General features: G+C 62.2%; 20 protein-coding genes. 9 read left to right on the top strand and 11 right to left on the bottom strand.

Annotated elements, in window-relative coordinates; translation table 11 throughout:
• Window positions 1-35: 35 nt before the first annotated feature.
• From AC4D6D_RS19890 to AC4D6D_RS19865, 6 genes are all read right to left on the bottom strand, one after another.
• Window positions 36-2,405, bottom strand: a complete 2,370-nt coding sequence (locus tag AC4D6D_RS19890) for a TonB-dependent siderophore receptor (protein ID WP_491328741.1) — start codon at window positions 2,403-2,405, stop codon at window positions 36-38.
• Between the two features lie 75 nt (window positions 2,406-2,480).
• Window positions 2,481-3,413, bottom strand: coding sequence for a FecR family protein (locus AC4D6D_RS19885; RefSeq protein ID WP_491328740.1), 933 nt, complete (start codon window positions 3,411-3,413; stop codon window positions 2,481-2,483).
• Window positions 3,414-3,432: 19 nt separating this feature from the next.
• Entirely contained in the window at window positions 3,433-3,942 is a 510-nt protein-coding gene (locus tag AC4D6D_RS19880; protein ID WP_491328739.1) for a sigma-70 family RNA polymerase sigma factor, read from the bottom strand.
• A gap of 199 nt (window positions 3,943-4,141) precedes the next feature.
• Window positions 4,142-4,954 carry a hypothetical protein gene (locus AC4D6D_RS19875; RefSeq protein WP_491328738.1) on the bottom strand — a complete coding sequence of 271 codons (813 nt, stop codon included), beginning with the start codon at window positions 4,952-4,954 and terminating at the stop codon, window positions 4,142-4,144.
• A 56-nt stretch (window positions 4,955-5,010) separates the two neighbouring features.
• The gene (locus tag AC4D6D_RS19870; RefSeq protein ID WP_491328737.1) at window positions 5,011-7,296 is read right to left on the bottom strand and encodes a TonB-dependent receptor; all 2,286 of its coding nucleotides are present in this window, start codon (window positions 7,294-7,296) and stop codon (window positions 5,011-5,013) included.
• 127 nt (window positions 7,297-7,423) lie between these two features.
• The gene (locus AC4D6D_RS19865; protein WP_491328736.1) at window positions 7,424-8,668 is read right to left on the bottom strand and encodes a TetR family transcriptional regulator; all 1,245 of its coding nucleotides are present in this window, start codon (window positions 8,666-8,668) and stop codon (window positions 7,424-7,426) included.
• Window positions 8,669-9,005: 337 nt separating this feature from the next.
• Here AC4D6D_RS19865 and AC4D6D_RS19860 point away from each other — a divergent pair, with 337 nt between their 5' ends.
• The 6 genes from AC4D6D_RS19860 (at window position 9,006) to alsS (ending at window position 17,768) form a co-directional block, all read left to right on the top strand.
• Window positions 9,006-9,575 carry an RNA polymerase sigma factor gene (locus tag AC4D6D_RS19860; RefSeq protein WP_491328735.1) on the top strand — a complete coding sequence of 190 codons (570 nt, stop codon included), beginning with the start codon at window positions 9,006-9,008 and terminating at the stop codon, window positions 9,573-9,575.
• 100 nt (window positions 9,576-9,675) lie between these two features.
• Complete coding sequence (locus tag AC4D6D_RS19855) at window positions 9,676-10,599, top strand: FecR family protein (protein WP_491328734.1); 924 nt, start codon at window positions 9,676-9,678, stop codon at window positions 10,597-10,599.
• Window positions 10,600-10,738: 139 nt separating this feature from the next.
• Complete coding sequence (locus tag AC4D6D_RS19850; protein WP_491328733.1) at window positions 10,739-13,246, top strand: TonB-dependent receptor; 2,508 nt, start codon at window positions 10,739-10,741, stop codon at window positions 13,244-13,246.
• 56 nt (window positions 13,247-13,302) lie between these two features.
• Window positions 13,303-14,871, top strand: a complete 1,569-nt coding sequence (locus AC4D6D_RS19845) for an alkaline phosphatase D family protein (RefSeq protein ID WP_491328732.1) — start codon at window positions 13,303-13,305, stop codon at window positions 14,869-14,871.
• Window positions 14,872-15,279: 408 nt separating this feature from the next.
• Window positions 15,280-16,089 (top strand): acetolactate decarboxylase, encoded by an 810-nt coding sequence (gene budA, locus AC4D6D_RS19840; protein WP_491328731.1) that lies wholly within the window; start codon window positions 15,280-15,282, stop codon window positions 16,087-16,089.
• A gap of 5 nt (window positions 16,090-16,094) precedes the next feature.
• Window positions 16,095-17,768 (top strand): acetolactate synthase AlsS, encoded by a 1,674-nt coding sequence (alsS, locus tag AC4D6D_RS19835; RefSeq protein WP_491328730.1) that lies wholly within the window; start codon window positions 16,095-16,097, stop codon window positions 17,766-17,768.
• A 216-nt stretch (window positions 17,769-17,984) separates the two neighbouring features.
• Here the strand turns inward: alsS and AC4D6D_RS19830 are convergent, their stop codons facing one another.
• From AC4D6D_RS19830 to AC4D6D_RS19815, 4 genes are all read right to left on the bottom strand, one after another.
• Complete coding sequence (locus tag AC4D6D_RS19830) at window positions 17,985-19,430, bottom strand: CehA/McbA family metallohydrolase domain-containing protein (protein WP_491328729.1); 1,446 nt, start codon at window positions 19,428-19,430, stop codon at window positions 17,985-17,987.
• Between the two features lie 75 nt (window positions 19,431-19,505).
• On the bottom strand, window positions 19,506-22,406 hold the full coding sequence (locus tag AC4D6D_RS19825; protein WP_491328728.1) for a TonB-dependent receptor: 2,901 nt from the start codon (window positions 22,404-22,406) through the stop codon (window positions 19,506-19,508).
• A 219-nt stretch (window positions 22,407-22,625) separates the two neighbouring features.
• On the bottom strand, window positions 22,626-23,555 hold the full coding sequence (locus AC4D6D_RS19820) for a FecR family protein (protein ID WP_491328727.1): 930 nt from the start codon (window positions 23,553-23,555) through the stop codon (window positions 22,626-22,628).
• A 1-nt stretch (window position 23,556) separates the two neighbouring features.
• Window positions 23,557-23,979: an RNA polymerase sigma factor gene (locus AC4D6D_RS19815; protein WP_491328726.1), complete on the bottom strand. Its 423-nt coding sequence runs from the start codon at window positions 23,977-23,979 to the stop codon at window positions 23,557-23,559.
• Between the two features lie 496 nt (window positions 23,980-24,475).
• Here AC4D6D_RS19815 and rsgA point away from each other — a divergent pair, with 496 nt between their 5' ends.
• Both rsgA and AC4D6D_RS19805 read left to right on the top strand, forming a co-directional pair.
• Window positions 24,476-25,522 carry a ribosome small subunit-dependent GTPase A gene (rsgA, locus tag AC4D6D_RS19810; protein WP_491328725.1) on the top strand — a complete coding sequence of 349 codons (1,047 nt, stop codon included), beginning with the start codon at window positions 24,476-24,478 and terminating at the stop codon, window positions 25,520-25,522.
• Window positions 25,515-25,670, top strand: coding sequence for a hypothetical protein (locus AC4D6D_RS19805; protein WP_491328724.1), 156 nt, complete (start codon window positions 25,515-25,517; stop codon window positions 25,668-25,670). The genes rsgA and AC4D6D_RS19805 overlap by 8 nt, the downstream gene beginning before the upstream one ends.
• Before the next feature lie 226 nt (window positions 25,671-25,896).
• On the opposite strand, the gene AC4D6D_RS19800 is transcribed toward AC4D6D_RS19805, so the two are convergent.
• Window positions 25,897-26,094 (bottom strand): hypothetical protein, encoded by a 198-nt coding sequence (locus AC4D6D_RS19800; RefSeq protein ID WP_491328723.1) that lies wholly within the window; start codon window positions 26,092-26,094, stop codon window positions 25,897-25,899.
• Between the two features lie 284 nt (window positions 26,095-26,378).
• Here AC4D6D_RS19800 and AC4D6D_RS19795 point away from each other — a divergent pair, with 284 nt between their 5' ends.
• Window positions 26,379-26,729, top strand: coding sequence for a hypothetical protein (locus AC4D6D_RS19795; protein WP_491328722.1), 351 nt, complete (start codon window positions 26,379-26,381; stop codon window positions 26,727-26,729).
• Window positions 26,730-26,936 lie beyond the last annotated feature (207 nt).

The raw sequence follows: 26,936 nt of genomic DNA, 5'->3' as shown, positions 1-26,936 counted from the left end.
TCCGGCGATGACAACGGAGGGCGGGTTCACGGCGATCAGAAACGGTAGCCGACCGTTCCCGTGAAAGTCTGCGGATCCCCGTAGCGACAGGCGTTGACACCACTGGAAAGGCAGGAGGTGTACTTCTTGTCGAACAGGTTTCGCGCGTTGAACGCGAAGCGCCACGGACCGGGAGACCACTCGACGATCGCATCGACCAGCGCATAGGCCGCGTTGTCGAACGAGGCACCGACGATATTGCTGTGCCCGACGTAGCGTACCCCGGCCCCGGTCTTCACGTTCGTCAGACCCAGTGCGCCGAGCCGATAGTCCGCAAAGGCCGAAAAGGTCTGGCGGGGTACGAAAGTGGGCCGCTGGCCCTGCTCTCCGGGATTGTTGGACCGCGTGATCTCGGCGTCGAACCAGGCATAGGCCAGCAGCAGGTTCAGATCCTGCAAGACCTCCGCCTGTGCTTCCGTCTCGAAGCCGCGCACGCGTATTTCGCCGGTCTGAACGCTGAAGCCAGAAGCCTCGGGCCGTGTGTCCGGGGTCAGTACGTTGGTTTGCGTCAATTGATAGGCAGCGGCGCTGAGCAAGAGCTTGGACCCCGGCTTCTGGTAGCGGATGCCGGCCTCGATCTGCTCTCCCCGACTGGGCACGAACCGGCCGCCTTCGAAGGTCGTGCCTATCTGCGGCGCGAACGACCGGGCGTAACTCGCATAAGGCGCAAGGCCATTTTCGCCGGCGTGGACCAGGCCCGTACGCCAGGTGAACGCGTCGTCGTTTTGCTCGGAATCAACCCCGGTTGCGCGCAATCTGGTCCGGTTGCGGCTCCAGTCCTGACGGCCACCCAGAACCACGATCCATTCGCCCAGACGCATCTGGTCCTGGAAGTAGCCGCCGATCTGGCGGCCGCGCACGTCCGCGCCGCGATTGCGGCTCTGCCGCATGTCGACGACCGGCACGGCGCCGTAAACCGGCTCGTAGATATTGATCGGCGTGACCGAGCCGTTCTGGAAGCGGTCGTTGCGGTAGGTCGGCAGATAGACATCCAGACCGGCCATCAATTCGTGCCGCACGGGGCCGGTGTCGAGATCCAGGGCGATGCGGTTGTCGGTCGACAGCGCCGTGGTCTTCTCGCGCCGATAGCTGACCGTACGGGCGAGATTGCCCGCTGTCGTCACGGCGCCTACCTGAAGATAGTCCCAGGCCAGCTTGCCTTCATAGTACCGCAGCGCGCTTTCGAAGCGCAGACTGTTGGAGAAGCGGTGGCTGAAACGGTATCCGGCGGTCCACTGGTCGGCATCGTAGCGGTCGAAATCGGGCTCCCCGACGAACCGGTCGCGGGCAATCGCACCGAGCGGAAGGCCTTGTCCCGTCACCAGCTGAACGCTCAGCGGCGCGGCGAAGTTCATGCGGATTTCCTGGTAGCTGCCAAGCAGCGTCAGTTCGGTGCCCTCGCCGATACGCCAGGTCAGAGCCGGTGCGATGAAGCGCTTGTCGTCCTTGATGTAATCGATGTCGGTATGGGAATCGCGGATCAGACCGGTCAGGCGAATGGCAATGCGGTCGTTCAGGGGCCCGGTGAAATCGGCAGCCAGCTCCTTGCGCTCGAAGCTGCCGTACTGGCCGCGCACTTCTCCGAAGCGCGTGAAGGAGGGGCGCTTGCTCACCGCATTGATGATACCTCCGGGACCGAGCTGGCCGTAGAGTACCGAGTTCGCGCCGCGCATCACTTCAAGCCGCTCCAAAGCGTAAGGCTCTATGCCACCTCCATAGGTCGATGCCTGGGGCTTCAGGCCGTCCAGCAAGATGCTGCCGTCGGCCGTATTTACCGGAAATCCGCGAAGATAGACGTTGTCCGCCGAACGCGCGAAGCTGGCTGGCTGTGTCGCCAGGCCGGGGGTGTAGCCGAGGCTCTCACTGATCGTCTTGGTGTTCATCGTCTCGATGAAGCTGGCATCGACCACGGAAACCGACTGCGGCGTCTCCAGCAGCACGGCCTCGGACTTTCCGACGGACACGGCATTGTTGATGCGCGCGGTAACAATAATCGAATCCTGGCCAGGTTCGCGCGACGTTTCCTGGGAAATCCGCGATACCAGACGGTAGCCGCCTTGACCGTCCGACTGCGCAGAAAGGCCGCTACCGGTTAACAGCAACTCAAGCGCCTGCCCGATCGGGAATCGCCCCTTTATCCCTTTCGTGCCCTTCCCGCGCACGAGATCGGCATCGACGGATATCATCGTGCCCGCCTGCCGTCCCAACCGCGCCAAAGCAGCACCGAGCGGCCCCGAAGGCACATCGAAGCTAATGGCGACGGGCGCTTCCTGCGCCGCTGCCGTGGGCAAGGCGGAAAGGGAAAAACTGGATAGGAGGACGATCGACGCAGCGCTGCGCACAAGGCTGGACCTGAGAATAGACATGAAACTTCCGCCAATGAATTGCTTTCACTGAACGGGACGGATGAGTTCGCCGAATGGCTCAATCCTCATGAAAAATTATCGCGGTTCGATCACCAGCGTATCATCGGGCTGATGCCTGATCGTGAGGCCGGCAGCGTCGGCCACACCGGAAAGTGCGCGATCGGGTTCGCTCAGGGGATAGCTCCCAGTCACGTTCCGTCCGCGTAGTTGCCCCGGATCGAAGCGGACAGGATGCTTTCGATAACGGGCGATTTCCGAGAGGACCTCGTCAACGGGACGGTCATCCACTTCCAGCCAGCCATTGGTCCAAAGCGATGCTCGGGCAGGATCGATCCGGCCGAGTCCGATGACACGGGCCGGGGTGATGCGCGCCTGTCCGCCGGGGCCGAGCGTTCGACAAGCGTCCGGCAGAGCCGATGGACAAATTCGCACATGGGATGCGGTTACCACAACGCGGGTGCCTGCATCATCGCGGCGCACGGAATAGGCCGTGCCCAGCGCTGTCGCTGTTCCATCGACGGTTCGGATAACGAAGGGACGATCCGGTGCCTTGGCGACAGACACGAACACCTGTCCACGGACCAGTTCCACGATGCGTTTGGAGCGCGTCAATTCGACTGTCACCACCGCGTCCGTATCGATCACAAGGTCCGATCCGTCTTCCAGTGCCACGGTTTTCACCTGGCCCTTCGCGGTTTGGTAGCGTACCGTATCGTCCCCGCTTCCCGTAAAGTGCGCCGCGCTCCACCCCACGACAACCAGCATCGCCGCAAGTCCAGCGACAGCGGCCGACCTTCGGCGCTTCAGACGATCCCGCGAGACCTGCCGTAAAGCGACGTGTTCCAGATCGCCTGCTTCATCCAGTGACTGATCGAAAGCCCGTATCGCACTCCATGCCGCCCGGTGCGACGGATGCGCGCTTTCCCAGGCACGGAAGTCGGCCCGATCTGCATCACTCACCTCTTCGGAATCGAAAAGCGCAGCCCAGCGCGCGGCAGTTTCAATCACTACGGGACTTGGCTTGTGTTCAGTCGGCATAGGCCAGGATTACGCAGGCTGAATAAGCCGCAGCGATGTGACGCTTGACGGTGCTGATCGAAATTCCGAGTCGTTCCGCGATATCCGACTGACCAAGCCCTTCGATTCTGCGTAGCAGGAAAGTCTCCCGCGCTTGTACCGGCAAGCGTTCGAGGACACGCAGCACCATGTCGAGAAACTGTGCAGCTTCAACGATGCGTTCCGGTGTGATCTCCTCGCCGTTCGCGCCATGGAGCGCCTGCGCATCGAGGATCGCGCGTTCCACATCCCGGCGGCGGACATCGTCGACAAGCAGCCTTCGCGCGATGGTCGCAAGGAAGGTGCGAGGAGTCTCGATCCTGGATTCCGTCGATTTCTCGATCAGGCGGCAGAAGGTATCCTGCGCCAGATCCGCGGCACGATGCGGACACTCCGTTCGACGGCGCAACCAGGCACGCAGCCAGTCAACGTGTTGGTCGTAAAGCGACCCCACATCGATCGCTGCGTGTGCACGCGGCATTAGCCCCCCTTGCTGTCGCCGCCCAAAATACGCGAGAACAGCTGGCTAACTAAGGCAAATGCAAAGCATTCGCAATATCCATCGCGCTGCTGGCTGGGACGATTGGACTCCCTTATTTACCCGGCTATGGGCCAGGGATGATGGTGCAGCCTCGTAATCTCGGTCATGGCGTTGATGGTCCGCATGGACGGTGTCCCGATCAATGGTCGGCGCCAAGTTCGGCGATGACACGATTGCGCGTAATGGACAGCTGCGCAACGAGGTCGGTCAGCAGATAGGCATCACGGCGGCGCGTCCATGGCTGGGCGGACTCGGGATCGTACTGCACCGGCAGCGGCACCTCGCGCGCGACAGATGCGTCCATGCCATTATCGCGAGAGACGATCACGCAGCGCTTGACGTGGTCGCGGTGACCGACAACGGCGACCTTGCCCAATGCCTGCGCGGAACCGGCACGGGCGACAACGGCCTTGGCGACGCCATCGGTGCTCAGGTAAATCGTCTTGCCATCCGGCCCCGTGATGGGATGGATCGACACCACGCCCTGCATGCCATGCTTCTGCGTCAGGACCTGGGCGATCTCCCACTGCGCATAGACGCGCACGGCGCGGGCGCGCGCGATGGCATAAACGGCATCGGCCAGCAGAGCATTGATCGGTCCCGGTTCGGACGCCTCCCCGCTCTCGGAAAGCCCGGTATCAGGATCGACCTTGCCGGTCGGCGAACGATAGCCGAAGCTATAGGCGACGACGCTGTCGGCTTCGCGCAACGGGAATGTCGGATATCCCCAGCGAAATCCCGCTTCGGTGAGATGTGCGGCCAGTTGTCGGGCAACGGCCTGATCACCCAGCTCGCCATCCAGCGTCTTTACCATCAGCCGCTCCAGGGCCTCGGCGTCGCTCTCGGCGCTTGTAATGCCCAGAGCAGCGCCCAAAGCGGAAGGCGCAAAGGCGGCCTGAGCAGCCAGAATGCCGGTGGGCGCCCCGACGAGTAACGCACGGCGTGTGGTCATAATAATCTCCGGTCACGGATGGGCCGGATCGGTAGCCCGACCCGGCCATCTTGCTTTCAGAAGCTGACGTTGATGAAGCCGCCGACCGTACGGCGCGCATTGGGCGAGGTATAGTGCAGCAGGCCGAGCACGCCGTACTGCTGCCAGCCGGTCGAGAAGTACTTGTCGAACAGGTTGCGTGCGTAGACGCCGACCTCGATCGGGCGATTGGGCAGCGTGACACTGAGGCGACCGTTCACGAGACCATAGCCCGGAACGTGGGAATAGGCGGGCTGGCCCACGACGGTCCAGTACTCGCTGCGATAGGCATAGTCGGCATGGGCCTTGAAGCCGAGGCCCGAGTCGAATTCGTGATCGTAATCGATCGACGCCGTACCCGACCATTCAGGCGCGTTCGTCAGTCGCGAACCGGTATAGTTGGTCGTGGCGTTGTAGACGTAATCGGTGAACTTGGCGTCGGTGTAGGTTACTGCTCCAGACAACTGCAGGCCGCGCATCGGCTGGACCACCAGGTTGCCTTCGATACCCTGGGTGCGCAGGCCGCCGGCATTGCCGATCACCGTGGCGTTTATCGTTCCGCCCGCACCATCTGGGATCTGCGTCAGGATCGTCGCCTGGAAGTCCTTGAAGTCCGACCGGAACGCGTCGAGGTTAAACCGCAGGCGGCGACCGAACCCTTCGGATTTGATGCCCGCTTCCCAGGCCTTCACCGTTTCATCCTGATAAGGCGCGTATTTGTTGCCGACGAACGCAATGCCTGCGGGCTTGTAGCCGGTGGAATAGGTCGCGTAGAGCATGACGTTGTCGGTGACCTGATAGGTCGGCGCGATGCGGAACGAGAAATTGTCACCCTTCACCTGGCCGAAATCGTAGGCCGGTGCTGCGCTCGAAGCGGTGAAGGCAGGGGTATATCCTGCGATCGGTTCAGGGTTGATGGTGACGTAGTCGATGCTCTGGGAATTGTTGTCGTGCGTGTAGCGGCCGCCCAGCGTGAGGGCGAGGCGCGGGGTGAAGTTGAATTTGAGCTGGCCGAAGGCGGCCATCGTTTCGTTCACCGAATCGAATAGCGAGGCATTGCCGTCCTTTCCAATCGCGCCGGTCAGCGCGATCAGCGTGGGCAGCGGCGTGCCTGCGCTGTCGTAAAGCGGCTGCCCGCCGGTGGACCACTGCAACTGCGTCTGCCGCGCATGCAGGCGGTTGTAGAAGGCACCGACCAGATATTCCACGAAGCCGCCGGTGGGCGATGCCAGGTGGATTTCCTGGCTGAACTTGTCGGTGTCGAGCTGACCCAGATTGAAGGGGATGTACGCATAGCGATCGTAAGGCGCCAGGCTGGCCGGCGTCGAGTTGTCGTAGCGGGTCACGCGATAGGCGGTGATCGAGGTCAGGTCATGATCGCCGAGCTTGGCGTTGGCCTTCAGCGACGTACCCCATTCCTCGGTCGTGATCTGGCCGAAGGACGAGTCCGCCGTGTCCGCGCTCCGTGGCCCCGGATAGACGCCCAGTTCGTTGAGGATGGCGGTGAGTTCCGCCGACTGACCGGAAACGGGCGTGCGCACGCTGCTGTCCCAGTGATAGGCATAGTCGCCCGAAAGGGTCAGGTTGAAACTATCCGAAGGTTCCAGATAGAGCCGCGCGCGACCGCCGTACTCGTGCTGCGACCCGACCTTTCGGTTCAACGTCACGTTGCGGCCGAAACCGTCGAAGGCCTGGTCGAAACCGGACACGCGCAAGGCTGCGATCGGGCCGAGCGGCACGTTGGCGGTGGCATTGAGGATACGCTCGTCATGCTCGCCAAAGCTGGCGCTGGCGCGCAGGGACCACTCATCGAGCTTGGGCTTCGTGGTGCTCACCGCGATGACGCCCGACGTGGCGTTCTTGCCGAACAGCGTTCCTTGCGGCCCCATCAGCACATCAACCCGGTCGATGTCGACGAGGCCGGTCAGGCCATTGGCGCGCTGGCCGTCCATCACCACGTCATCGACGACTACACTGACCGACTTGGCGTTCGAAAAGTCGAACGAGGTGCTGCCGACTCCCCGGATCTGGAACGCGGCGCCTTGAGTGGGATCGTACTGCACGCCCGGCATCGTGTATTGCAGGTCGGTGACCGAGGTGTAGCCGATCTTGGCCAGTGTCTCGCCGTCGATCGATTGGATCGCCAGCGGAACCTTTTGACTGCTCTCGGCGCGACGCTCTGCGGTGACAGTGATCTCGGGAAGCGCATCGTCCGCAACGGCGATCTCCTCGGCCTGCGCGGCAAATGCCCAGCAGGGCGCAACGGCTCCGGTCAAAATGGTCGAAAGAAGGTGGATCGTACGCTTGCGATGGAAAGCAGACATGGGAGGGCTCCGTCCTGTTGACCGGGGGTCTTCAGGCGGAGCTCCTAGAGCGCCTCAGTGACTCTTTTGAGACATTTGTACTGTATATTTACCCTATCAAAATGCATGTTCAATACAGATGTACTGTCTATATCAGGGTTGCAATCAGCTCTTTCATATCCGGCCAATCGGTATGTTCCGCCATTGTGCGCAGGCCGTTGCCGATCGAAGCCATGACCATCGCCTGCACACGTGCGCGATCAGAACTCTCCGCAATGCCAAGCCACTGGGCATACAAAGCATGGACGTTCTCCGCGCGGCGGCGGCGCATATCGATGGCGAAAGGGTGAAACGCTGGGTCGGTCAGGGCCGAAAGCGCGCATTCGTGAGTCAGCCGAATGATGTCGCCATTACCCGAGCGCGCGCCAGCGGCATGAATCTGGCTGCGCATTCGACGATAGACGGCCTCCACCCCTGCGAACAGAATATCGCGATGGGTCGGGAAATGATGGGCCACGCTGGAGGTTGCGACGCCCAATGCCTGGGCGACCGTACGGTGAGACAACGCGCCCACACCCTGCTCCACAACGATGTCGGCGATCCTCTCGGCAATGACGCCCTTGGACCCGGACGGAACGGGAGATACTTCATCGAAGGCCGCGGCCGCCGGTATCGCCAAACGTTCGACCAGCGCCATATGCCATTGAGTAGCGGTTGGATCAGCATCTACGCGGCCGCTTCGCAGCAAGCCGCGTATAGTCGAATGGCGCAGCAAGCGATAATCCGCCTCGTCTGCCAGAAGGATGGAAAAGACCTGTTCATCGAGACAATAGCGAGCAATGAGGCGCGCCAGCCTCTCCCCCTGAGCCGAACGAGACAGCAAATCGCGCCACAGTCCTTCCCCCTCTTCGAACAAGGCCGAAATCGCGGGAAGCGACTGCGGTTCATGTCCGGCCGCCAATGCCAGTTCGCACATGACGATCGCTGAAGTACGTCTTACTCCTGCCCCCTGATCCAGCCATTCGCAGATGAGGTCTGGCAGGATACCACTCACCACAGGGTCGTGATCGCCGACCCGCTCGCTCCATTCCGCACGTGCCGTGGCAGCCAGTTCGATCTCGCGATCCAGCACGGCAGCAATCAATGCTGCACGATCACCGATGCGATAACTGATCGAACCCACTGAAGTAGCAGCGGCTTCCGCGACATTGCGTAAGCTCATTCCTCCGATGCCCCTCATAGCGATCACGCTACGGGCCGCGTCGACAATGCGCTGCGTTTCCAATTGTTTTGCAAGTATCTTGGATAGGTTTTCAATGGCCATGCCGCATGGCATATCGCCATCTGCACTCCAGTCCACTGCCCTTTCGAACCGAAATGTCGGCGGTGTCATGCCAGCGAGGGTTGTCAATTACCGGTCCCAGCGTGAGCCCACGTTCCCGCAGCCGCATCGAAGGGCTTATTCTGGGCGCGAGCTGCCTCTAAACCCGTCCCCGTCACTTCCGAAGGTTCAGACATGAAATGCGGCAGCTTCCCGTATTCTTCCGTCACGCTTCCCTTATGGCGCTGCCTCCTAATCACCGACCGTCGATGAAGTTCAGATCCTCTACTGCAACAATTTTCGTCATGCCTTTCCAGAGATGGGGTTCCCCAAAACAGGTTGGATCGTCATCGTTTTGAAATGACGGAACCATAGGAGCGGCCCCTTCGCCCCCCTGCTTGGTTGCTTCGTGCCTGTCATTCGCCCGATTGATGCCTGGTTTGTCGAGGAAGTGCTTCCCCACGAGGCCCGGCTTCGCTCCTTTGCCAGAAAGCTAACCGGCTCGGCCGACGAAGCCGAGGACTTGTTGCAGGAAGCCTTTGCACGCCTCTTCTCGGTGCAGGGTTGGGCTGCGATCGAGAACCCGCCCGCCTATCTCGCCCGCAGCTTGCGCCATATCGCGATCGAGCGGATGCGCCGCCGCCGCGTGGTCGACATGCGGCAGCTCATCGAAGCCGAGCATCTGCCGCTTGTCGACGAGCAGCCCGATCAGCACCGCGTGGCCGCTGGGCGGGAGAGCCTTCGGAAAGTGTCGGATTTCCTCGCACACCTGCCGGAGCGGACCCGCACCGTTTTCGTGCGCCGCCGGATCGAAGGCGAATCCTCGAAGGCCATAGCGGCGGACCTGGGGATCAGTATCTCTACATTCGAGAAACGTCTGGCCCGCGCTATCGAACTGCTGATTCGGGCGCGCCTGCTGGACGAAGACATCTTGCCGCTCGATTCGGATGGAGATCGCGAACTGTCCGGCCAAGGATAAGCAACGCGAAAAAACTGCATCCGGCATGGCGGTTTTTCCGCGCTCGCTCGTCTTATGATCCGGCTTTTGGTGTGACGCGTCGGGTATGACTATCTTCAACATGAAACGAAACTCTCGCGCGGAGGCGACGAAACAGGCGGCTGTCTGGTTGGCGCGCCATGAGGCGGGCACCATCGACGAGGCCGATTTCGAGGTCTGGCGTAGTGCCGATCCGGCCCATGCCGTCGCCTTCGTGCGCGCGCTCGCTGCCTGGAATGCCGCGGGCAGACCGCTTGAGCATGCGGAGCCGTCGCTTTTCACACGTCGCAAAGCGCTGTTTTCGGCGGCGGCTTTCGGCATGGCCGGTCTGGCCACTGCCGGCGGTTTCGCGACCCAGGCCTATGCCTGGGAAAGCGCCAGTTCGAAGATCGGCCAAACCCGCCGCATCATTCTACCGGACGGCAGCCGTGCCATGCTGAACACCGACAGCGTCCTGCAATGGCGCTTTTCCCGTGACGAGCGATCCCTATGGATCGAGCGCGGCGAAGTCGCCCTGGAACTGGAACGCGGCATACCGGCCCAGGTCAACGGGCTGGGCCGGGTCGCCACTCTAACCTCCGGGCGATTCAACGTTCGGCTCGAAATCGGCTCAATGGACGTCACCGTGCTTCGCGGGCGCGCCATTGCGGGGCCGCGCGAACCCGGGAGCTCCGCCGACAGGGGAATAACCGCCACATCCACCGAAGGGCTGCTCCTGTCGGCTGCCCTGCCCTCCGTGCGCGCGGCCAGCACCGAGCAACTGGCCGCCGCGGTCGCCTGGCAGCAGGGCGAGATTCTTTTCGACAACGAGCCGCTCCAAAGCGCGGTACGGGAGTACAATCGCTATCTCGACCACAAGATCGTGATCGCCGATCCCGTCATCACCGACACCCTTGTCGGTGGGCGCTTCACGACGCGAGACCCCGAAGCCTTTCTGTTTGCGCTCGATCGCGGCCTTGGAATCCGCGTGACGCCGCGTGACGGAACTTTCGTACTGACCCGCTGAGAACCGGTACGCCCCGCTGCAAAACGCAGATCCACCGGGCGCGTTAAAAAATTTTAAGCAGCCATGGAGGTTTTTGCGGGCCGGTTCGTCTTGGAGGACAGAGGCGCCGCAGGGCGCCCTCCACAAGGGGTCTCATTTCATGTCTGCACGGTTTCGCCGCGCGCCGCTTTTCGCGGCGTTGCTTGCCACGTCTGCTGTCTGCACCACATCGGTCCTGTTCACCGCGCCCGCCCTCGCCGCACCGGCGCGTTCCTTCACGATCCCCGCCCAGCCGCTGGCCAGCGCGCTGACGCAACTGGCGCGGCAGGGCGACGTGCAGATCTTCTTTCCTCAGGGGCCGATCGCCAGCCTGCGTTCCCGGCCGCTGAACGGAGCCATGCCGCTGGACGCCGCAGTGCGTGCCCTGATCGCCAATTCGCCGCTCGAACTGCGCAGCAACGACGGCAAGACGATCGTGCTGGGTCAGAAGCTGGCAGCCCGGGAGGGGGAGGGAAAGGATAGCGCCGTCGCCGCCGGGGACTACGCAAGCGGCATTGCCGAGATCACCGTGACCGCCCAGCGCCGCGAGCAATCCGCCCAGGACGTGCCGGTCGCGCTGACCGTCATCGGTGCCGAAGAAGCGCAGAACCGCAATATCCAGACCGTCACAGACCTGGAAAACAGCGTGCCGAGCCTCGAAGTCGACCAGCAGTTCGGCGGGGGACAACCCCAGTTCCGCCTGCGCGGCGTGGGCGGCACCGACTACGCGGCCAACAATACCAATACCGTTGGCGTCTATGTCGACGAAGTGGCACTGCCCTATGGCGTCATGACGCAGGGTACGCTGTTCGACATCGAACGGATCGAGGTCTTGCGCGGACCGCAGGGAACACTCTACGGCCGCAACACGACGGGCGGCGCAATCAGCGTCATCACCGGCACGCCGTCGCATGATTTCCATGCCGGTTTCGACGTCTCCTACGGCCGCTTCGATGCCTTCGAGATGAACGGCTTCGTGACCGGCGGCCTCAGCGAGACGCTGAGCGCGCGCGTGGCCGTCACTTCAAGCCAGGGCGGTGCCTGGCAGTACAATCGCGATACCGGCGAAAAGCTGGGCGACAAGGACACCAAGGCCATTCGCGCCAAGCTGCGCTGGGAGCCTAGTGCCGCGACGACGATCGACTTCGCCGGTGACTACATGCGCGACCAGTCGGATGGGCGCGGGCTTCAGTTGCTTCAGGCCTTTACCGACGGCAGCGGGCGAAAGTATCCGGCCGATACGGACCACCGGGCGACCGGCTGGGGCATTTCCACCCAGTTCGCGCAACTCATCGGTGCCGACAGCGACGCCAAGCCTTATCGCGACAACACGAGCTACGGAGCGCAGGCCCGTCTGACCAGCGACCTGGGCTTCGGCACCCTGACGGCGATCGGTGCCCACCGCCACTTCACCCGCAAGGAATTCAACGACTGGGACGCCACCAGTTCGAACGAAGCCGGCACCTACTTCTTCAATGACATCGACGTCGACAGCGGCGAAGTGCGCCTGGCCTCGAAGCAGGACCAGCCGTTCCGCTGGCTGGTCGGCGGCTATCATTCGGCCGAGAACGTCGGCGGTGGCTTCCTGTCCGATTTCACGCAATATGCCGGTGCCGGGAGTATCTTCAAGACGACTTACGACCAGAAGGTGAATACGTCGGCCGTCTTCGGAAACGCCGAGTACGACCTTGCTCCCTCACTGACGCTGTCCGGCGGCCTGCGCTTCGAACACGAGACGCGCGACCTGGAGAACTTCAAGACCGAGATCGTCTATCCCAGCTATACCCTGCGCGCATCGTCCGACCGTCATCTCGAAATGAACGAGTGGTCGGGCCGGGCCGCGCTGGACTGGCGCTTTGCCCCAACGGCGCACGCTTATGCCAGCGTGTCACGCGGCGTGAAGTCGGGCGGCTTCACCACCTACAATTCCAGCATCCCCTCGCAGAGCGATCCCTACAATCCCGAGAAGATCACCGCCTACGAACTCGGCCTGAAATCGGAGCTGTTCGACAACCACCTGCGGGTCAACTTGTCGGGCTTCTATTACGACTACCGGGACTACCAGCTCCAGGGCGTGATCTATACCGGTAACACTCGCGTCGGCCGCATCCTCAACGCGCCGCGCGCCCATCTCTACGGCGGCGAACTCGAAGTCACCGTGGTACCGGTGGAAGGCTTCCAGATCACGCAGTCCTTCGCCTACAAGATGGGCCGGTTCGACGAATACATGGCCCCGGTATCCGCCACCCAGGACCCGGCTACGGGCGAATATAGCCAGATCCAGTACCAGGATTACGACGGGGTTCGACTGAACCTGCCCAAGATCGACTACAAGGGATCGGCATCCTGGCAGGTTCCGATCGCGGACTGGTCGGTCACGCCCGAGGTAAACTGGAACTATCGATCGAGCCGCTGGAGCGAATCCGATGTCTCGACCATCCCCGCCTATTGGCTGGCTAACGCCAACTTCACCATAGCCCCGCCGGACAAGGCGTTCCGCGTGACCTTCTGGGTACACAACCTGTTCGACAACTATGTGCAGGAAACGCGCAACCGCTTCATTTCCGCGCGCACGGTTTCGACCAACCCCGTCCGGACCTTCGGCGTCCGCCTGAACTACACCTATTGATCGACGTCCGGCGCGTGTGCCCGCACGCGCCGGTTCGCTGCCAGCAAGAGAACGCCATGCCCCTCCTGAGCACCGGCATCAGCCGCAGACGCCTCGTTACCGCCGCTGCCGTCGGCTTTCCCGCGATCCTCACCTGCGGCCGCGCCTTTGCCGCCCAGGACCCGTTTACGCAGGGTATCGCCAGCGGCGACCCACTTGCGGACGGCTTCGTAATCTGGACGCGCATCGCGCCGGATATCTTCGCCGAGGACGGCATGGGCGGCGCGCCGGACGACCTTCCGGTACGCTGGGAAGTCGCGCGCGACGAAGGCTTCCGCCACATCGTGAAAGTCGGCGAGGCCCTGGCCCGGCGCGCATTCGGTTCTACACTTCATGTCGAGGTTTCCGGTCTCGATCCCGACCGTCCCTATTGGTATCGCTTCATCGCACAGGGCGTGAACAGCCCGACCGGCCGCGCCTGGACCGCGCCGCGCCCCGACGCCGCCGTGGACCGCGTACGCTTTACCGCGGCCTCTTGCTCGCACTGGGAATGGGGTTACTTCTCCGCCTATCGCCACATGGCGCAGGAAGAGGACAGCCGCTTCACCCTGTTTCTGGGCGACTACATCTATGAAAGCCCCGGCCAGCCGCTGGTCGGCGGCCGTGTGCGCAGCTATGGCGACCTGCCCGAGGCGGACAGCCTGGCCAACTATCGCAGACGCTACGCCCTGCATCACAGCGACCCCGACCTCCAGGCGCTCCACGCCGCCGCCCCCGCCATCGCCATCTGGGACGATCACGAAGTCCAGGATGACTATTCCGGCATCTGGTCCAAGCAACTGGACCAGCTTCCCCCGGCCCGGTTCCGGCAGCGACGCCAGGCCGCCTATCAGGCTTTCGTGGAGAACCTGCCGGTGCGGCTTTCCCGGGTCATGCGCCCGGAGGGATACCGCATCAATAACCGTTTGCTCTGGGGCAGGCTGGCACAGTTCGATGCTCTCGACGGACGCCAGTTCCGCTCGCCGCCCGCCTGCATCGAGCAGGGTTCGGGCAAGGGTCACATGACCGCGATCGATTGCCCGGACCTGGAAGACCCCTCGCGCACCTTCCTGGGCTTCGAGCAGGAGCGCTGGCTTTACGAGGGCTGGAACCGCAGCACGGCCGAATGGAACGTGCTCGTCCAGAACCTGCTGATCGCGCCAATGGTGTTCGACACGCCGAAGGGACCGGTGATCTGGACCGACACCTGGAACGGTTTCGGTGCGGCCCGGCGGCGACTGATCGATACGATGGTTTCCAGCGGCATCCGCAATCCCGTTACCCTGGCGGGGGATTACCATTCGTTCTGGGCGAACAACCTCTATCGCGATTTCGACAAGCCGGGCCAAAAGCCGGTTGCGGCGGAATTCGTGGTGTCATCCATAACCTCGTCCGGCCCTCCGGAGAGCTTCTACAAGAATGCGATGCCCGCCAACCCGCAGATCCGCTATTTCGATTCAACCCATCGGGGCTACATGGCATTCGACCTGGGAAGCGATCGGCTGGATGTTCGAATGATGGCCATCAGCGATCGGACCGATCGTGACGCCACGGCGCGCATTTTGCATTCGGCATCGGTCGAGGCGGGAGTGCCGGGCTTGACGTGACGCATTGCGAATCTTGGCAGTCATTAGGTGTCGGCCGGCAAACACTGCCTGCTCGCTGGGAGCCGACGTAAAGCTCCTCATCTCGGCTTCCCCAGAGCTGGCCTCCCTATTTACCGGTGATCCCGCGCTGCGACGTCATCGCGGGGCAGAGGCATCATCGCCGGGGCGGCCGAACTTCTGGTTTTGTGCCCGCTTCCAGCAGGAAGAACCGCCCTATGCGGGATTGCAGGCGTAGCTATCCCGTGCCGACCAGCGATCGCTCCTTTGAATTCGAAATACTGCCCCGCTGACGGCGACGCTCCAAGATCAACACAACCTAAAGTATGGTTCAAAAACAACAAACCGCCACCCAAATTCTCAAAAACAACATAGCAAAAATATTGCTGCCTTGTATTTTTGAGGTAACAAATGAAAAAATCATTTTTAACCGCGATTGACATGATGTCATCCGGAGCAATTATTGACAAAAAAGCAAAAGATATAAGTGGAGCCGCACTTTATCAGACATCCCTGATGTCTGCATTGGTCGACGGCGTGTATGAGGGGCAGGTGAGCTATGGCGAATTGCATCGCCATGGTGATTTCGGCCTGGGCACCTTCAATGATCTCGACGGTGAAATGGTCGGGTTCGACGGCGTTTTCTATCAACTTCGCGCCGACGGCTCTGCGCGCCGCGTATCCGATGACCAGAAGACCCCGTTCGCCGTCCTGACCTTCTTCAAGGCGGATAGCTGCCTGGCCCTGAGTGATCTGGACAAGACCGGCACCCTGGCGCGCCTGAAGGACGAAACACAGGACAATCTCTTCACCGCCATCCGCATTGATGGCCGCTTCAGGCGCGTGTCGACCCGTACCGTGCGAGAGCAGCATCGCCCTTTCCAGCCATTGCAGGATGCCACCAAGGGCCAGAAGGAAACGGTCCTGAGCGATGTCGAGGGCACCATCGCGGGCTTTCGCACGCCAGCCTATGCCGGCGTTCTCGGCGTGCCCGGCTTCCATCTTCATTTCCTGACGGCGGACCACAGCACCGGTGGCCATGTGCTCGATTTCGAGATCGAGGCTGCCACGGCGCAGCTCTGCACGATCCAGGACGTCCATATCGAACTTCCGGCGACCGATGCCTTCCTCAAGGCGGATCTGGATGGACCCGATATCGCACAGAAGATCGCCGCCGCCGAAGGCGATGCCCCCCTCCCTTCTTCCCTTAAAAACGGATAATTCCAATGACGGATACCCAGAATTCCCAGCTCCGTGGCGCCGACGTCGTGGTCGAGACCCTGGAGCAACGCGGCACCACGCACGTATTTGGAGTGCCGGGCGCCAAGATCGATGCGGTCTTCAACCGGCTTGTCGATTCAAGCATCGAAACGGTGGTCTGTCGCCATGAACAGAACGCTGCCTTCATTGCCGGCGGTATCGGCCGGATGACGGGCAAGGCCGGGGTTGCGATCGCCACATCGGGGCCCGGTGTGTCGAACCTCGCGACGGGGCTGGCCACCGCCAATTCCGAAGGTGACCCGATCCTGGCCCTGGGCGGCTCCGTCGCGGTTGCCGATCGATTGAAGGCCCGGCACCAGACGCTCGACGCCGTCGAGATGATGAAGCCGGTAACCAAATATTCGGCCGAGGTGGATTCTCCTGCCGCGACCGCCGAAGTCCTGTCCGCGGCTTTTCGCGCGGCCGAAAGCGATCGCCCCGGTGCGGCCTTTGTCGGCCTGCCGCTGGACATCATGGCAGGCACCGCTGCGTGCAAACCCATCCAGCTTCGCGGGATAACGGGTCAGGGCCCCGGTTCGGGTCCCGCTCTGGCCGAAGCTGCCCGGATACTGAATGCGGCGAAGAATCCCGTTGTGCTGCTAGGGCTGATGGCCAGCAAGCCCAATGCCGCCAAGGCCATACGCGCCCTGCTGGGCAGGACTATCCTTCCGGTTGTCGGCACCTTCCAGGCCGCCGGTGCGCTTTCGGAACAGGAATTCGCGGCGTTTGGCGGCCGTGTTGGACAGATCGACAACCAGCCTGCCGATCGGTTGCTGGAGTCGGCAGACGTCGTCCTGACCATCGGATATGACGCGGTGGAATATTGGCCGTCGATCTGGAACCGGGGTTCCGACCGGCCGATCATCCATATCGACGTGGTGCCGGCCAATATCGAGAATGACTATAACCCCGTCGTCGAGATCATCGGCAGCATCGAAGAGAGCCTGAGCCAGCTTACCGCCCGGCTTACGCGCCCCGGCCTGACCGACCAGTCCAGGGGATTGCTCGACCATATCGCGGCGGATCGGGCGCAACTGATCGCACAGGCGGCGTCGCAGGGCGGTGACCCGGTTCATCCGTTGCGGATCATTGCCGAACTGCAGAAGATGCTGACGCCGGACGTGACGCTCTGCTCGGACATGGGCTCGTTCAGTCTCTATCTCTGCCGCTATCTCACGAGCTTTCGTGCGCGCCAGGTGCTGATTTCGAACGGGCAGCAGACGCTTGGCGTGGCGCTCCCCTGGGCGATCGCGGCGAGCATCGTCCGCCCGGCGGAAAAGGTGCTGTCGGTGTCCGGCGACGGCGGCTTCCTGTTTTCCGGCATGGAACTGGAGACTGCGGTCCGGCTCAAGTCCAATCTCGTTCACATGGTCTGGATCGACGGCAGCTACAACATGGTCGCCGCACAGGAGGAGCTGAAATACGGCCGGCCTTCCGGGACCGATCTGGGGCCAGTCGACATCGTGAAATATGCCGAGGCTTTTGGTGCGTCGGGCATCCAGGTTGCCGGCCCTGACGAACTGGCGCCTGCGCTGCGCACGGCGTTCGACCGGCCGGGGCCTGTGCTCATTGGCGTGAACGTCGATTACAGCAAGAATGCCGACTTGTTCAAAACCGTGCATGAGGGCAGCATCATCTAGAGGCACGCCCTGAGGATTATGCGAGCAGGGACGGCTCATGGCCGCTCCTTGCTCGCACACATCCCGAAGATACAGAAATGGCCGAACCCTGGGCTGGATTGGGTAAAGCCCGATCGCAGCGTTCATACTGGAAGCGGGCATTCCGGGAGACGCCGATCACGAGCGCCGATCCGGATACGCGCCCGCGCCACGTTCGAGCGCTGAAAGTGGTGGGTGTCACCGGGCAGCGCCGGAAAGATAGATCGGGTTGGAATAGAACCAGAGATCACGCCAAGGATCTTCTCCAAGGACGTCAGGCTCGGGTTCGCCCAGCCGCGCGTTGGTGCCGCGAACCCGCAGATAGGTTATTCCTTCCACGATTTTCATCCGGTGCGATACGATCAAACTGTCGCCATCGGCCCGAAACTCGCGCGACGTGAAGCGCCTGACGATCCGAGTACTGCTGTTGCCGTCTCTCTCTGTGCCGGAAGCGCCGCCTGCGATCAGATCCACATGATCGACCTTGGCGACTTGCCCGACGGCATTTGAAGTGCGCGCGGGACGGAAACGAATAGTGATGGTGAGTTCATCACCGTCGCGCACCACCAGGGTTTCCCCCATGGCCACCACCCGTGACGGCCTCGGTCCAACTGCCGCCGTCACGTCCAGTCGATCGACCACATTGCCGGTGGTTACGAAGACGCGCCCTTTACGCAGTCCATCGAGTATGTCTGAGGCATTCGGCTCGGCGAAAACCCAGGTCCTGGAATATTCCCCCGGCCAGAAATCCGCGCCGCCTTCCCGCCAATGCCCGTGCGAATCCGAGTTGGCGGTAATGGTCCAATGCACCCCCTTCCCCAGAAGGGCATCCCAGGCCCCACCCAGCCGGGCGACCATCTGATCGAAGCCCCCCATGGTCGGGAAGCCGCCGTACAGACCTCGGGAGCCATGCGCCTTGTCCGCGCCCGCTTCCGGTCTGGCGGCCTGATGTCCGGGTGCACCTTCCATGCCTATCACGACATTCGGAGCGGCGTCCTGCCAAGCCCGGTACTCGGCAGGCGTGTGGAGGCCCCATTTGCCATAGCCAGTCGCCGTGCGAGATGGATGATTGCCGATCAGCACCGGCGGGTGCGGAAGACCGGCCATGTATCGTAGCGCTTCTATCATCTCAGGCTTAATGTTGCGGGAGGGATCGGCCGGAAACGCCTCCCGCTTGCCGAAGCGGGATTCGATATCGCGCAGCGTTTCCCGCTCGGCGGCATCGGTCGGCAGGATCAGGCTGGCATGCTCTCCGCCCGGAACGTCGAATTCCATGCCGTAGAACAGGACCATTTCCGGCACCGCCTTGCGTGCCGCCACGACATCCGGCCAGGCACGGTCATGGTTGAGCGCGGAATGTCCGGGCCCGCCGTGATCCGTCGAGACCATCCAGTCGAGCCCGAAACGACGCGCCATCTGCACGTTCTGCAGGATCGTGTGGGAAGAATCCCCGCCGATCATGGGCTCCGGCCGGCGATCGGGATGCTCGGGATCCGCTTCATAGCGGGCACTGTAGATGCTGTGCACATGATGATCGCCGGCGAGCCAGCGCCTTTGGGACGCCTCTTCGGCACAGGCCGGCATGCCATGTACCATGGCGATAGCCGAGGCGAGAAACCATCCTGAACGCATCATCGATTGCATGGGCCTTCAATGAGAGTACGGGGGGACCGGACCGAAGCTTCGGCGCGGTCCCCGCAATTCGGGGTAGCAACAGGATCAGAACTTGGCGCGAACGCCGAAATTCACCGTCCGGCCGAACGTGTGGATCTCGCTGACTTCGCTCTTGCTCCCGGCGAAGGAGACCTGCCGTTCGTCGAGAACGTTCACGGCCTGCATGAACATCTCGATATTCGGTCGGATCTTGTAGCTGGCGCCAAGGTCGACGATGCCGAAACCCTTCTGGTAGTATGCCACCACATCCTGGGGGCTGGGCAGCGAGGTCACGTTGGCGCCGGAATCGGTCATGTAGTTGCTGCGATACGTATAGCTGAGGTTGATCTCGAACGGCCCCCTCTCGAAGAAGGGCGTGATCGAGTAGCTGACGTCCGAAACACCCTGGATTCCGGCCGACTGGACGCCGACGCCCGTGGTGTTCAGTTCCAGCTTGGAGGTCGCGAAAGTTGCTGTCGCGGTGACGCCGAGGCCGAACGGCAGCTTGTTGGTATAGCCGAACTCGACGCCCGAGATCGCCGCATCGCCCACGTTGGTCGGGGTCGCGACCAGAATGTCCACCGGCAGCGTGGAACCGTCGTTGACGGCGAAAGCCAGCCTGCGCGTCTCGAAGTCCGATGCGATGTAGTTGCTGATGTCCTTGTGGAAGGCGGCCACGGTGAAGGCGCCGAACTTGTCGAAGTACCACTCGAACGATGCGTCGAAATTCCACGAGGTGTAGGGGCGCAAGTTGGGGTTGCCGCCCGAGGCCTGCAGATTGAGCGTCGGATCGTCCAGTGCCGCCGCACCCTGGTTGTAGATGCTCGTCACGGTGACGCTGTTCGTGTTGATCGAATTGCGCAATTCCGAGAGCGACGGGCGCGTCATCGTGCGCGCCACGCCCAGGCGCAGTTGCACGTTGTCCGAGAACTTGAACATCGCATTGGCGCTGGGCAGGAACTCGCCATACGTGGCGCGCGTGGTCGTGGGCAGGACTTCGGTGGTCACGCCGCCCGAACCGTCCGGGACGGGCGCTATGGTGGTGCCGCGCACATCGGTTTCGGTCCGCACGTAACGCAGGCCGAAATTGCCGGAGACCGGTATATCACCGACGTCGGATTCGAAATCGATGCGACCGTAGAGGGCCTGAATCTTCTCGCCGATGCGATAGGAGTTCTGAAGGTCGGCGGCCGTCGGCTCCAGATCCGATGCGTCAGGGCTGACACCGTCATACTCGCTGCCAAGCGTGTAGGCTTGGTTGAACAGTGCCCAATCCACATTGGTCCAGGCCTGCCGGTTCACGATCGACTGGTCGAAAGCATTACCCGGCACCGGATATTGCAGGAAGGCGCCGGTACGCGTGAACCCGTCGCGCAGGGTCGCGCTGTTGCGATCGCGGCGCTGGTAGTCGCGGTAACGGTCCGATATCTGCCCGCCGAAACGCAGCTTAGACAGGCGGATGCCGCCGACATCGAAATTCATGTCGCGCGAGACGTTGAGGATGAAGCTCTTGTCCTCGTCGATCGAATTGATCGGGCGCACCGCGAAGCTCTCGAACGGCATGAGCGAGGGATCGGTCAGGTCGAGATCGGTATAGAGCGAGGTGACACGGCCCTTGTTCAGGACATCGCCGCTGAAATCGAACGTGAGATTGCCGCCCCGTCCGTTTGCCGTGCGGTACTGCACGCGCTGGATCGGCGTGTCGAGGTCGCTGCTGGCGCGGGCATAGCTGACGCGCGGTTCGATATGCCAGTCTCCGAGGTCCAGCTTGATCGTGGTGTTGAGCTGGAGGTTCTGGTGCGACTGGTCCATGTATTCGCTGTAGTTGCGAACCCGCGCGCCGCGGATCTTGCCCACGACAAGCTTGCCATCCTCGACCACCGCGGTGGACAGGTCGAGCCGCGAAAGCTGGCTCGGGATGTAATACGTCAGACGGCGTTCGGTCGTCTCGTTGTTGAACTGCGAGAACAGGCCGTCGACGTCGATCTCGAAATTCGAGGACGGGCGCCACTGCAAGCCGACGACGGCGCTGATGCGTTCGCGATCCTCGGTCTCCAGATAGGGCTGCGCATCGCCGGGGGCTCGCAGCGTTCCGAGGCCTTCCACTTCGGTATCCTGCCATCCCATGCGCAGGCGATCGAACTGGATCTTGCGACGCGAATAGGACAGGCCCGCCAGTACGCCGAAGGTCTTGTCCTCATTGCGCCAGCCGGCAGAGATCGTGCCGTTCGGATTGACCGTATCGGTACGCTCCTCATAGCCCGCATAGGCATTGGCGGCGACGAAGGATGTGCGGTCAAGCGGCTTGATGAGACGGATATCGACGGTCGAACCGATGCCGCTCTCGACCAGATCGGCCGTGGGTGACTTGGTGACGACGACGCTGTCGATCAGCGTGGCCGGCAGCACCTGAAGGCGGAACTGGCGGCCGGACTGGCCAGAGTTGCGGATGTTCTCATTGTAGGCGAGCGGCATGCCGTCGAACGTCACCGCCTGGAAGTTGGGCCCCAGTCCGCGCACGCTGATGAACTGGCCTTCGCCGGCTTCGCGCACGATGGTGACGCCGGGCACGCGCTGCAGCGCTTCGGCCACGTTGAACGCCGGCAGCTTGCCGATATCGGCGGCGACGACCGCATCGGCGATCGAGTCCGCGTTGCGCTTCACGCCGAGCGAGCGCTCGACACCGTCCGAAAACGGCGCGGTCACGACGATTTCACTGGCCCGGGCCGGCTCGCCGTTCGCGATTTCGGGCGTTTGTGCGGCCGCCGCCGCCAGAGGGCGGACGATGAGCGCACCGGAGTTGTCGCGCACGACGGTCAGCGACGTACCCGCGATCAGGCGGCGAACAGCCGTCTCGGCATCGAAGTCGCCGGAAACGGCAGGGGCGTTGAGACGCGCCACCGCGTCGCGGGTGAACAGGATATCCTCTCCGCTTTGCCGGGCAAGCTGCTCCAGCGCCCGATCCATCGGCTGAGCCGCAATCGCGATGTGCGCCTGGCGCGTTTGAGCATGTATAGAAGTCGCCAGAGATGCGCTTGAAAGAGCCAGCGCAAGCGCCGCCGATCGGCAAAGCTGCCGTTTGAAAGAAGTCATGTCCGATACCCCGTCCGGACGCCCATCGTGAGCGCCGCTTACTTCGTCGTCGCTCTGGACGGGGTTTTCCTCACCCCCGGATGAATATAATTTTCAGCGGTTAGCTGATATGCGGATCATGTCCGGCGCTACCGTGATCTCTACGGGCAAAAGAACGGCCAGCGAGCGCGCGAAAGCCTCGGGATCACCGACGCGGTAGACGCCGCTCAGGCGCAGGTTGGCTGCGCGAGGATCTGTGACGACCAGTGCGCGGCGGCTATAGCGGTTCATCTCCGCCACGGCCTGCGCCACGGTTTCGTCGCGAAATGCCAGTCGCCCGCTCTGCCATGCCAGCAGGTCCTCGATCTCGGGACGGTCGAGCTTGTCCCGCCGCCCCGGCCCCATGGCGATGCGACGTCCCGCCGCGAGTTCGACACGGGCATCGGCCGACTGCACCTGCACGCTGCCCTGGACCGCGGTGATCAGCACGACATCGTCGTCCCGGCGCAAGTCCAGCCTGCCGGATTGCGCGACTACGCTTCTGTCGCCCGCCTCGATGACGAAGGGCCGCACATCCCGTGCGATCTCGACGTCGATGCGGCCCGATGCCAGCGTCAACAAGCGCCGCGAGGCACTCGCCGTGAAGCGCACGCGGGTGTTCGTATCGAGCATGATGCGTGTATTGTCGTCCAGTACGAAGCGGCGCTGTTCGCCGACACCGGTTTCGAAAACCCCGGCGCGGGCCTGCTGCCAACCAAGACCTAGCCCGCAAGTCAGGACCAGACCTGCCCCGCCCGCCATGACCGCGCGCCGGGACACGCGCTCCGGCTGTCGCGAGGGAGCAGGCGGCGGATCGTCGCGAAGACCGCCAACCGCGTCCCAGATCGTGGACGCATTCTCGAATGCGCGAGCGTGTGACGGATCGGCTTTCAGCCACGCATGGAATGCCGCCTCATCCCGGGAGGATCGGTCGTCCGCGTGCAGTCGAGCCAGCCACTCCGCCGCCTGCCGGTTCATATTCTCCGGCTTGCTGCGGAAGATCACGTCACCAATTCTCCATCCAGTCGGCCAAATGCGCCATTGCCTTGGCAATGTGCTTTTCTACGGCGCTTTGGCTTATGCCGAGTTCCTCGGCAATCTCGCGATATTTACGGCCGTCCAGCCGATACATCAAGAAAATCTGCCGCGTGCGCGGGCTAAGCGCTTCGACCCCGACGCGCAACCGGTCGAGCCGCTCGCGAGCGATGAGCACCTCATCCTGCAGTGGATGGTTGTCTGCAACCGCAGCGACATCGGGATGCCAGACGAGAGTTTCCCCTGCCCGTTGTTCGCGGCGATAGGCATCGATACCTCGGTTCGTCGCAGCACGGGCAAGAAGAGCATCGGCATTCCGCGCGAGGGTCGAGCCGGTGGTGACGTTGACCCATGCATCGTGAAGCAGATCCTCCGCGTCGTCACGCCGCGTCATGCGTGCAACCTGATCCCGCAACCGCGCCCAACTGAACGCCGAGCCTGGAACGTACTTGGATGCATTCGAGAACCCCATCAGGGCCACTTAGAAAAGCCAAAATACGATTTGATGACGCATCCAAGTCCGTAACATGACGTCTCAGCGCAGGACGCAGCCCCCGATTGCAGGTGTTTGCGCGGCTTAGGCGTGGCAACAGGGTGCGGATTGCATCGACACGCTGATACGAGATACCGCTGCTTCGATGGATCTTGCCGGTGTGGCCCTTCCAGTCACTTGCAGACCATGTCGCCAGCTCCGCACACGATGACGATCCGGTCGCCAACCTTACGTTTCCCGGGTTCTTTTTGTACGGCATGGTGCGGCGGCAGATATGAGAGTAGGGGATGCCGCAAGGAGCCCCCTCGGTGTCGTGCGACTGCTCCCTTCGGTGTCCATGTCTGCTTGGGCAGAGTTCATCGAATTCCACGAAGCGAAAAGAGTTTGTACCCTAACGATGAAATCGCCCGGAATATCCTTGATTGACCTTGGTTGGAGAACTGCTTTCAGCAGCCAACTGACCGTGGAGGAGCGGGACGGCGAACTTTGCCCGGTGCGCGTGATGGCAGTTCATCGCGGTTGGGTTGAGATCGCAGGGAGCGGGTTGAGCGGCATGATCCCGTCAACATTGTCCTCGGCGGAGGGAGCAGAAGACCGCCCCACGGTCGGTGACTGGCTGATTGTTGACCGAGTCGGATTGACGCCGGTCCGAATCCTGGATCGGATCAACCTGTTCAAGCGGCAAGCGCCTGCGGACAAGCGCCGCCTGCAGTTGATCGCGGCAAACGTCGACACGCTGTTCATAGTCACCTCATGCAACCATGACTTCAACGTGGCGCGCCTCGAACGTTACCTTGTCATGGCCCGCGAGGTCGGCGTGACGCCGGTGGTGGTTCTTACCAAGATTGACCTTGCGGTCGATCCGGGACAATTCCTGAACATTGCCCGGGGGCTGCAACCGGGTTTGCAGGTCGAACCGATCAATGGGCTCGATACCAGCAGCGTTGCGCGATTGGCCCGGTACTGCGGCAAAGGGAGCACCGTCGCATTGCTCGGGTCTTCTGGTGTCGGCAAATCGACAATGATAAACAGCTTGCGCGGATCGGACGATATCGCAACCCAGCCCATCCGCGAAAACGACGGCAAAGGACGGCATACTACGACCGTTCGGCAACTGCACCGTCTCAATGGTCCAGTCGAAGGGGGCTGGCTGGTCGATACGCCCGGCATGCGCGAGTTCAACCTGCCGGAAGCCGCCGACGGAATCGCAGAGGTATTCGACGACATCACTGCGATGACGCTGAATTGCCGCTTCACGAACTGCGCCCATGGCTCGGAGCCTGGTTGCATGGTGCAGGCGGCAGTCCGCAGCGGAGCGCTCAGACCGGAACGGCTAGAGCGTTGGCGCAAGCTGGTTCTCGAGGATACCGGAAACGCAAAGACCACTGCCGGGCGGCGGCCTGCCCCGGCTAATACTCGCAGAAGGAACAAACCAAATGGCTGACCTCTATCTCAAAGCCCTCGAGTCCGAACGCAGGAGCCTGTGGGCTGCATGCCGCCTGAAGGGACTCGCGAAAGACACGCCTGAACGGCTCCGGATCACCGAACTTGATAAGCTGCTGGCCGAGCATAAGGCGAAAAAGGCGAACTAAGCGATCGTGCCTAGCCGGGAGATGCCTGATCCTTTGAGTAGGCGGCGTTCGTGCCTTCAAGGGCAGAAAGCAGGCGGCTAGCAAAGCCTAGCCGCCTGCTTTCTCTTGTGCCGGGGAAAAGCCATGGTTTCCCAGCCATCCTATTCGACGCGAAATTGGTCAGCATTCTCCAACAGTACTGGAGTTCTGGCACGGAAAGTTTGCACGCCTACCGGCATTCGTCGGGTTAGGGCCATGCCACCCGGGGCGGGCATTGCACAAGTTCGATATCATGCGCCTTTTTGAAGCGCACCAGTGCGACGTCACTTGAACTATCCAGCATGAACTGGTTGCGGGGAAGGTTCTGATCTTCGAGCACCGTCAGCGGGTCGTCGATATCCGCTCCTCGGTTCTCGAGGCGTTCGGCCGCGCTTTTTTCAATCAACCTCTCGTGAAAATCGGATAGACTCCGCAAACACCGAAGTCACAGCCTCGATGCTGCGAACAGAGCACCACAATCCGACTGCGATTGAGGGAAGGCGCCGCTTCACACAAACCATGGTTGGGATTGGATTGCGCGCTCCGTCCCGTACTGTCGCGGGGCCTGCGCATGACGGAGCAACCTGGTTTCCCGGAGACCTCGGTCCGGCTGCCCCTCGCGGCAGACCGGCCATGCGCGCGCCCTGGGTGCGCGGTGCCGTGCACAGCTTGATCGATCGGAGGTACAAAATGCACAAGACGATCCTTGCCCTGACTGCCACCCTCCTGCTTGGAGCCTGCTCGCACGGGCAGGCCGCCATATGTCCGCAGGCGAGCGACCTGTCACCCTCGCTGAACGATGCCTGGTTTGCCGATCTGTCGGTCCGATTGGCGGGGCCTGATCGCCAGAACACGATAATCGAGGCGATCCACACGCTGCACCGCACACATCCCGAATTCGGTTCGACGATCATCGCCGATGTGCTGATAGCGGCCGATTGTCCGGCCGCCACGAAAGCAACCCTGTCGGAAGGGGACGCAAAGGCCCGCATAGCAACGCTGCGCGCGCAAATCGATGAAGCATTGCCGCCTGAAAATTAAATAGATAAGACTATACTCAGGTATGGATGCGGCGCCCTTAATTAAATCTATATGAGGAAAGCGTCAGAGCAAATCCAAATTTGATTGCAAATCAAATGACCGATTATACTTTCCGCAAGATTGACGAACGTTTCATTCGAAAGTTGCGTCAATCCCGCCTCCATCGCACTGCGGCCTTGCTCGCCCGAGAAGGCCGCAGTGCAATAG

The organism is Novosphingobium sp. BF6 (genome assembly GCF_058273105.1).
This window is presented reverse-complemented; position numbering and strand designations above follow the sequence as displayed.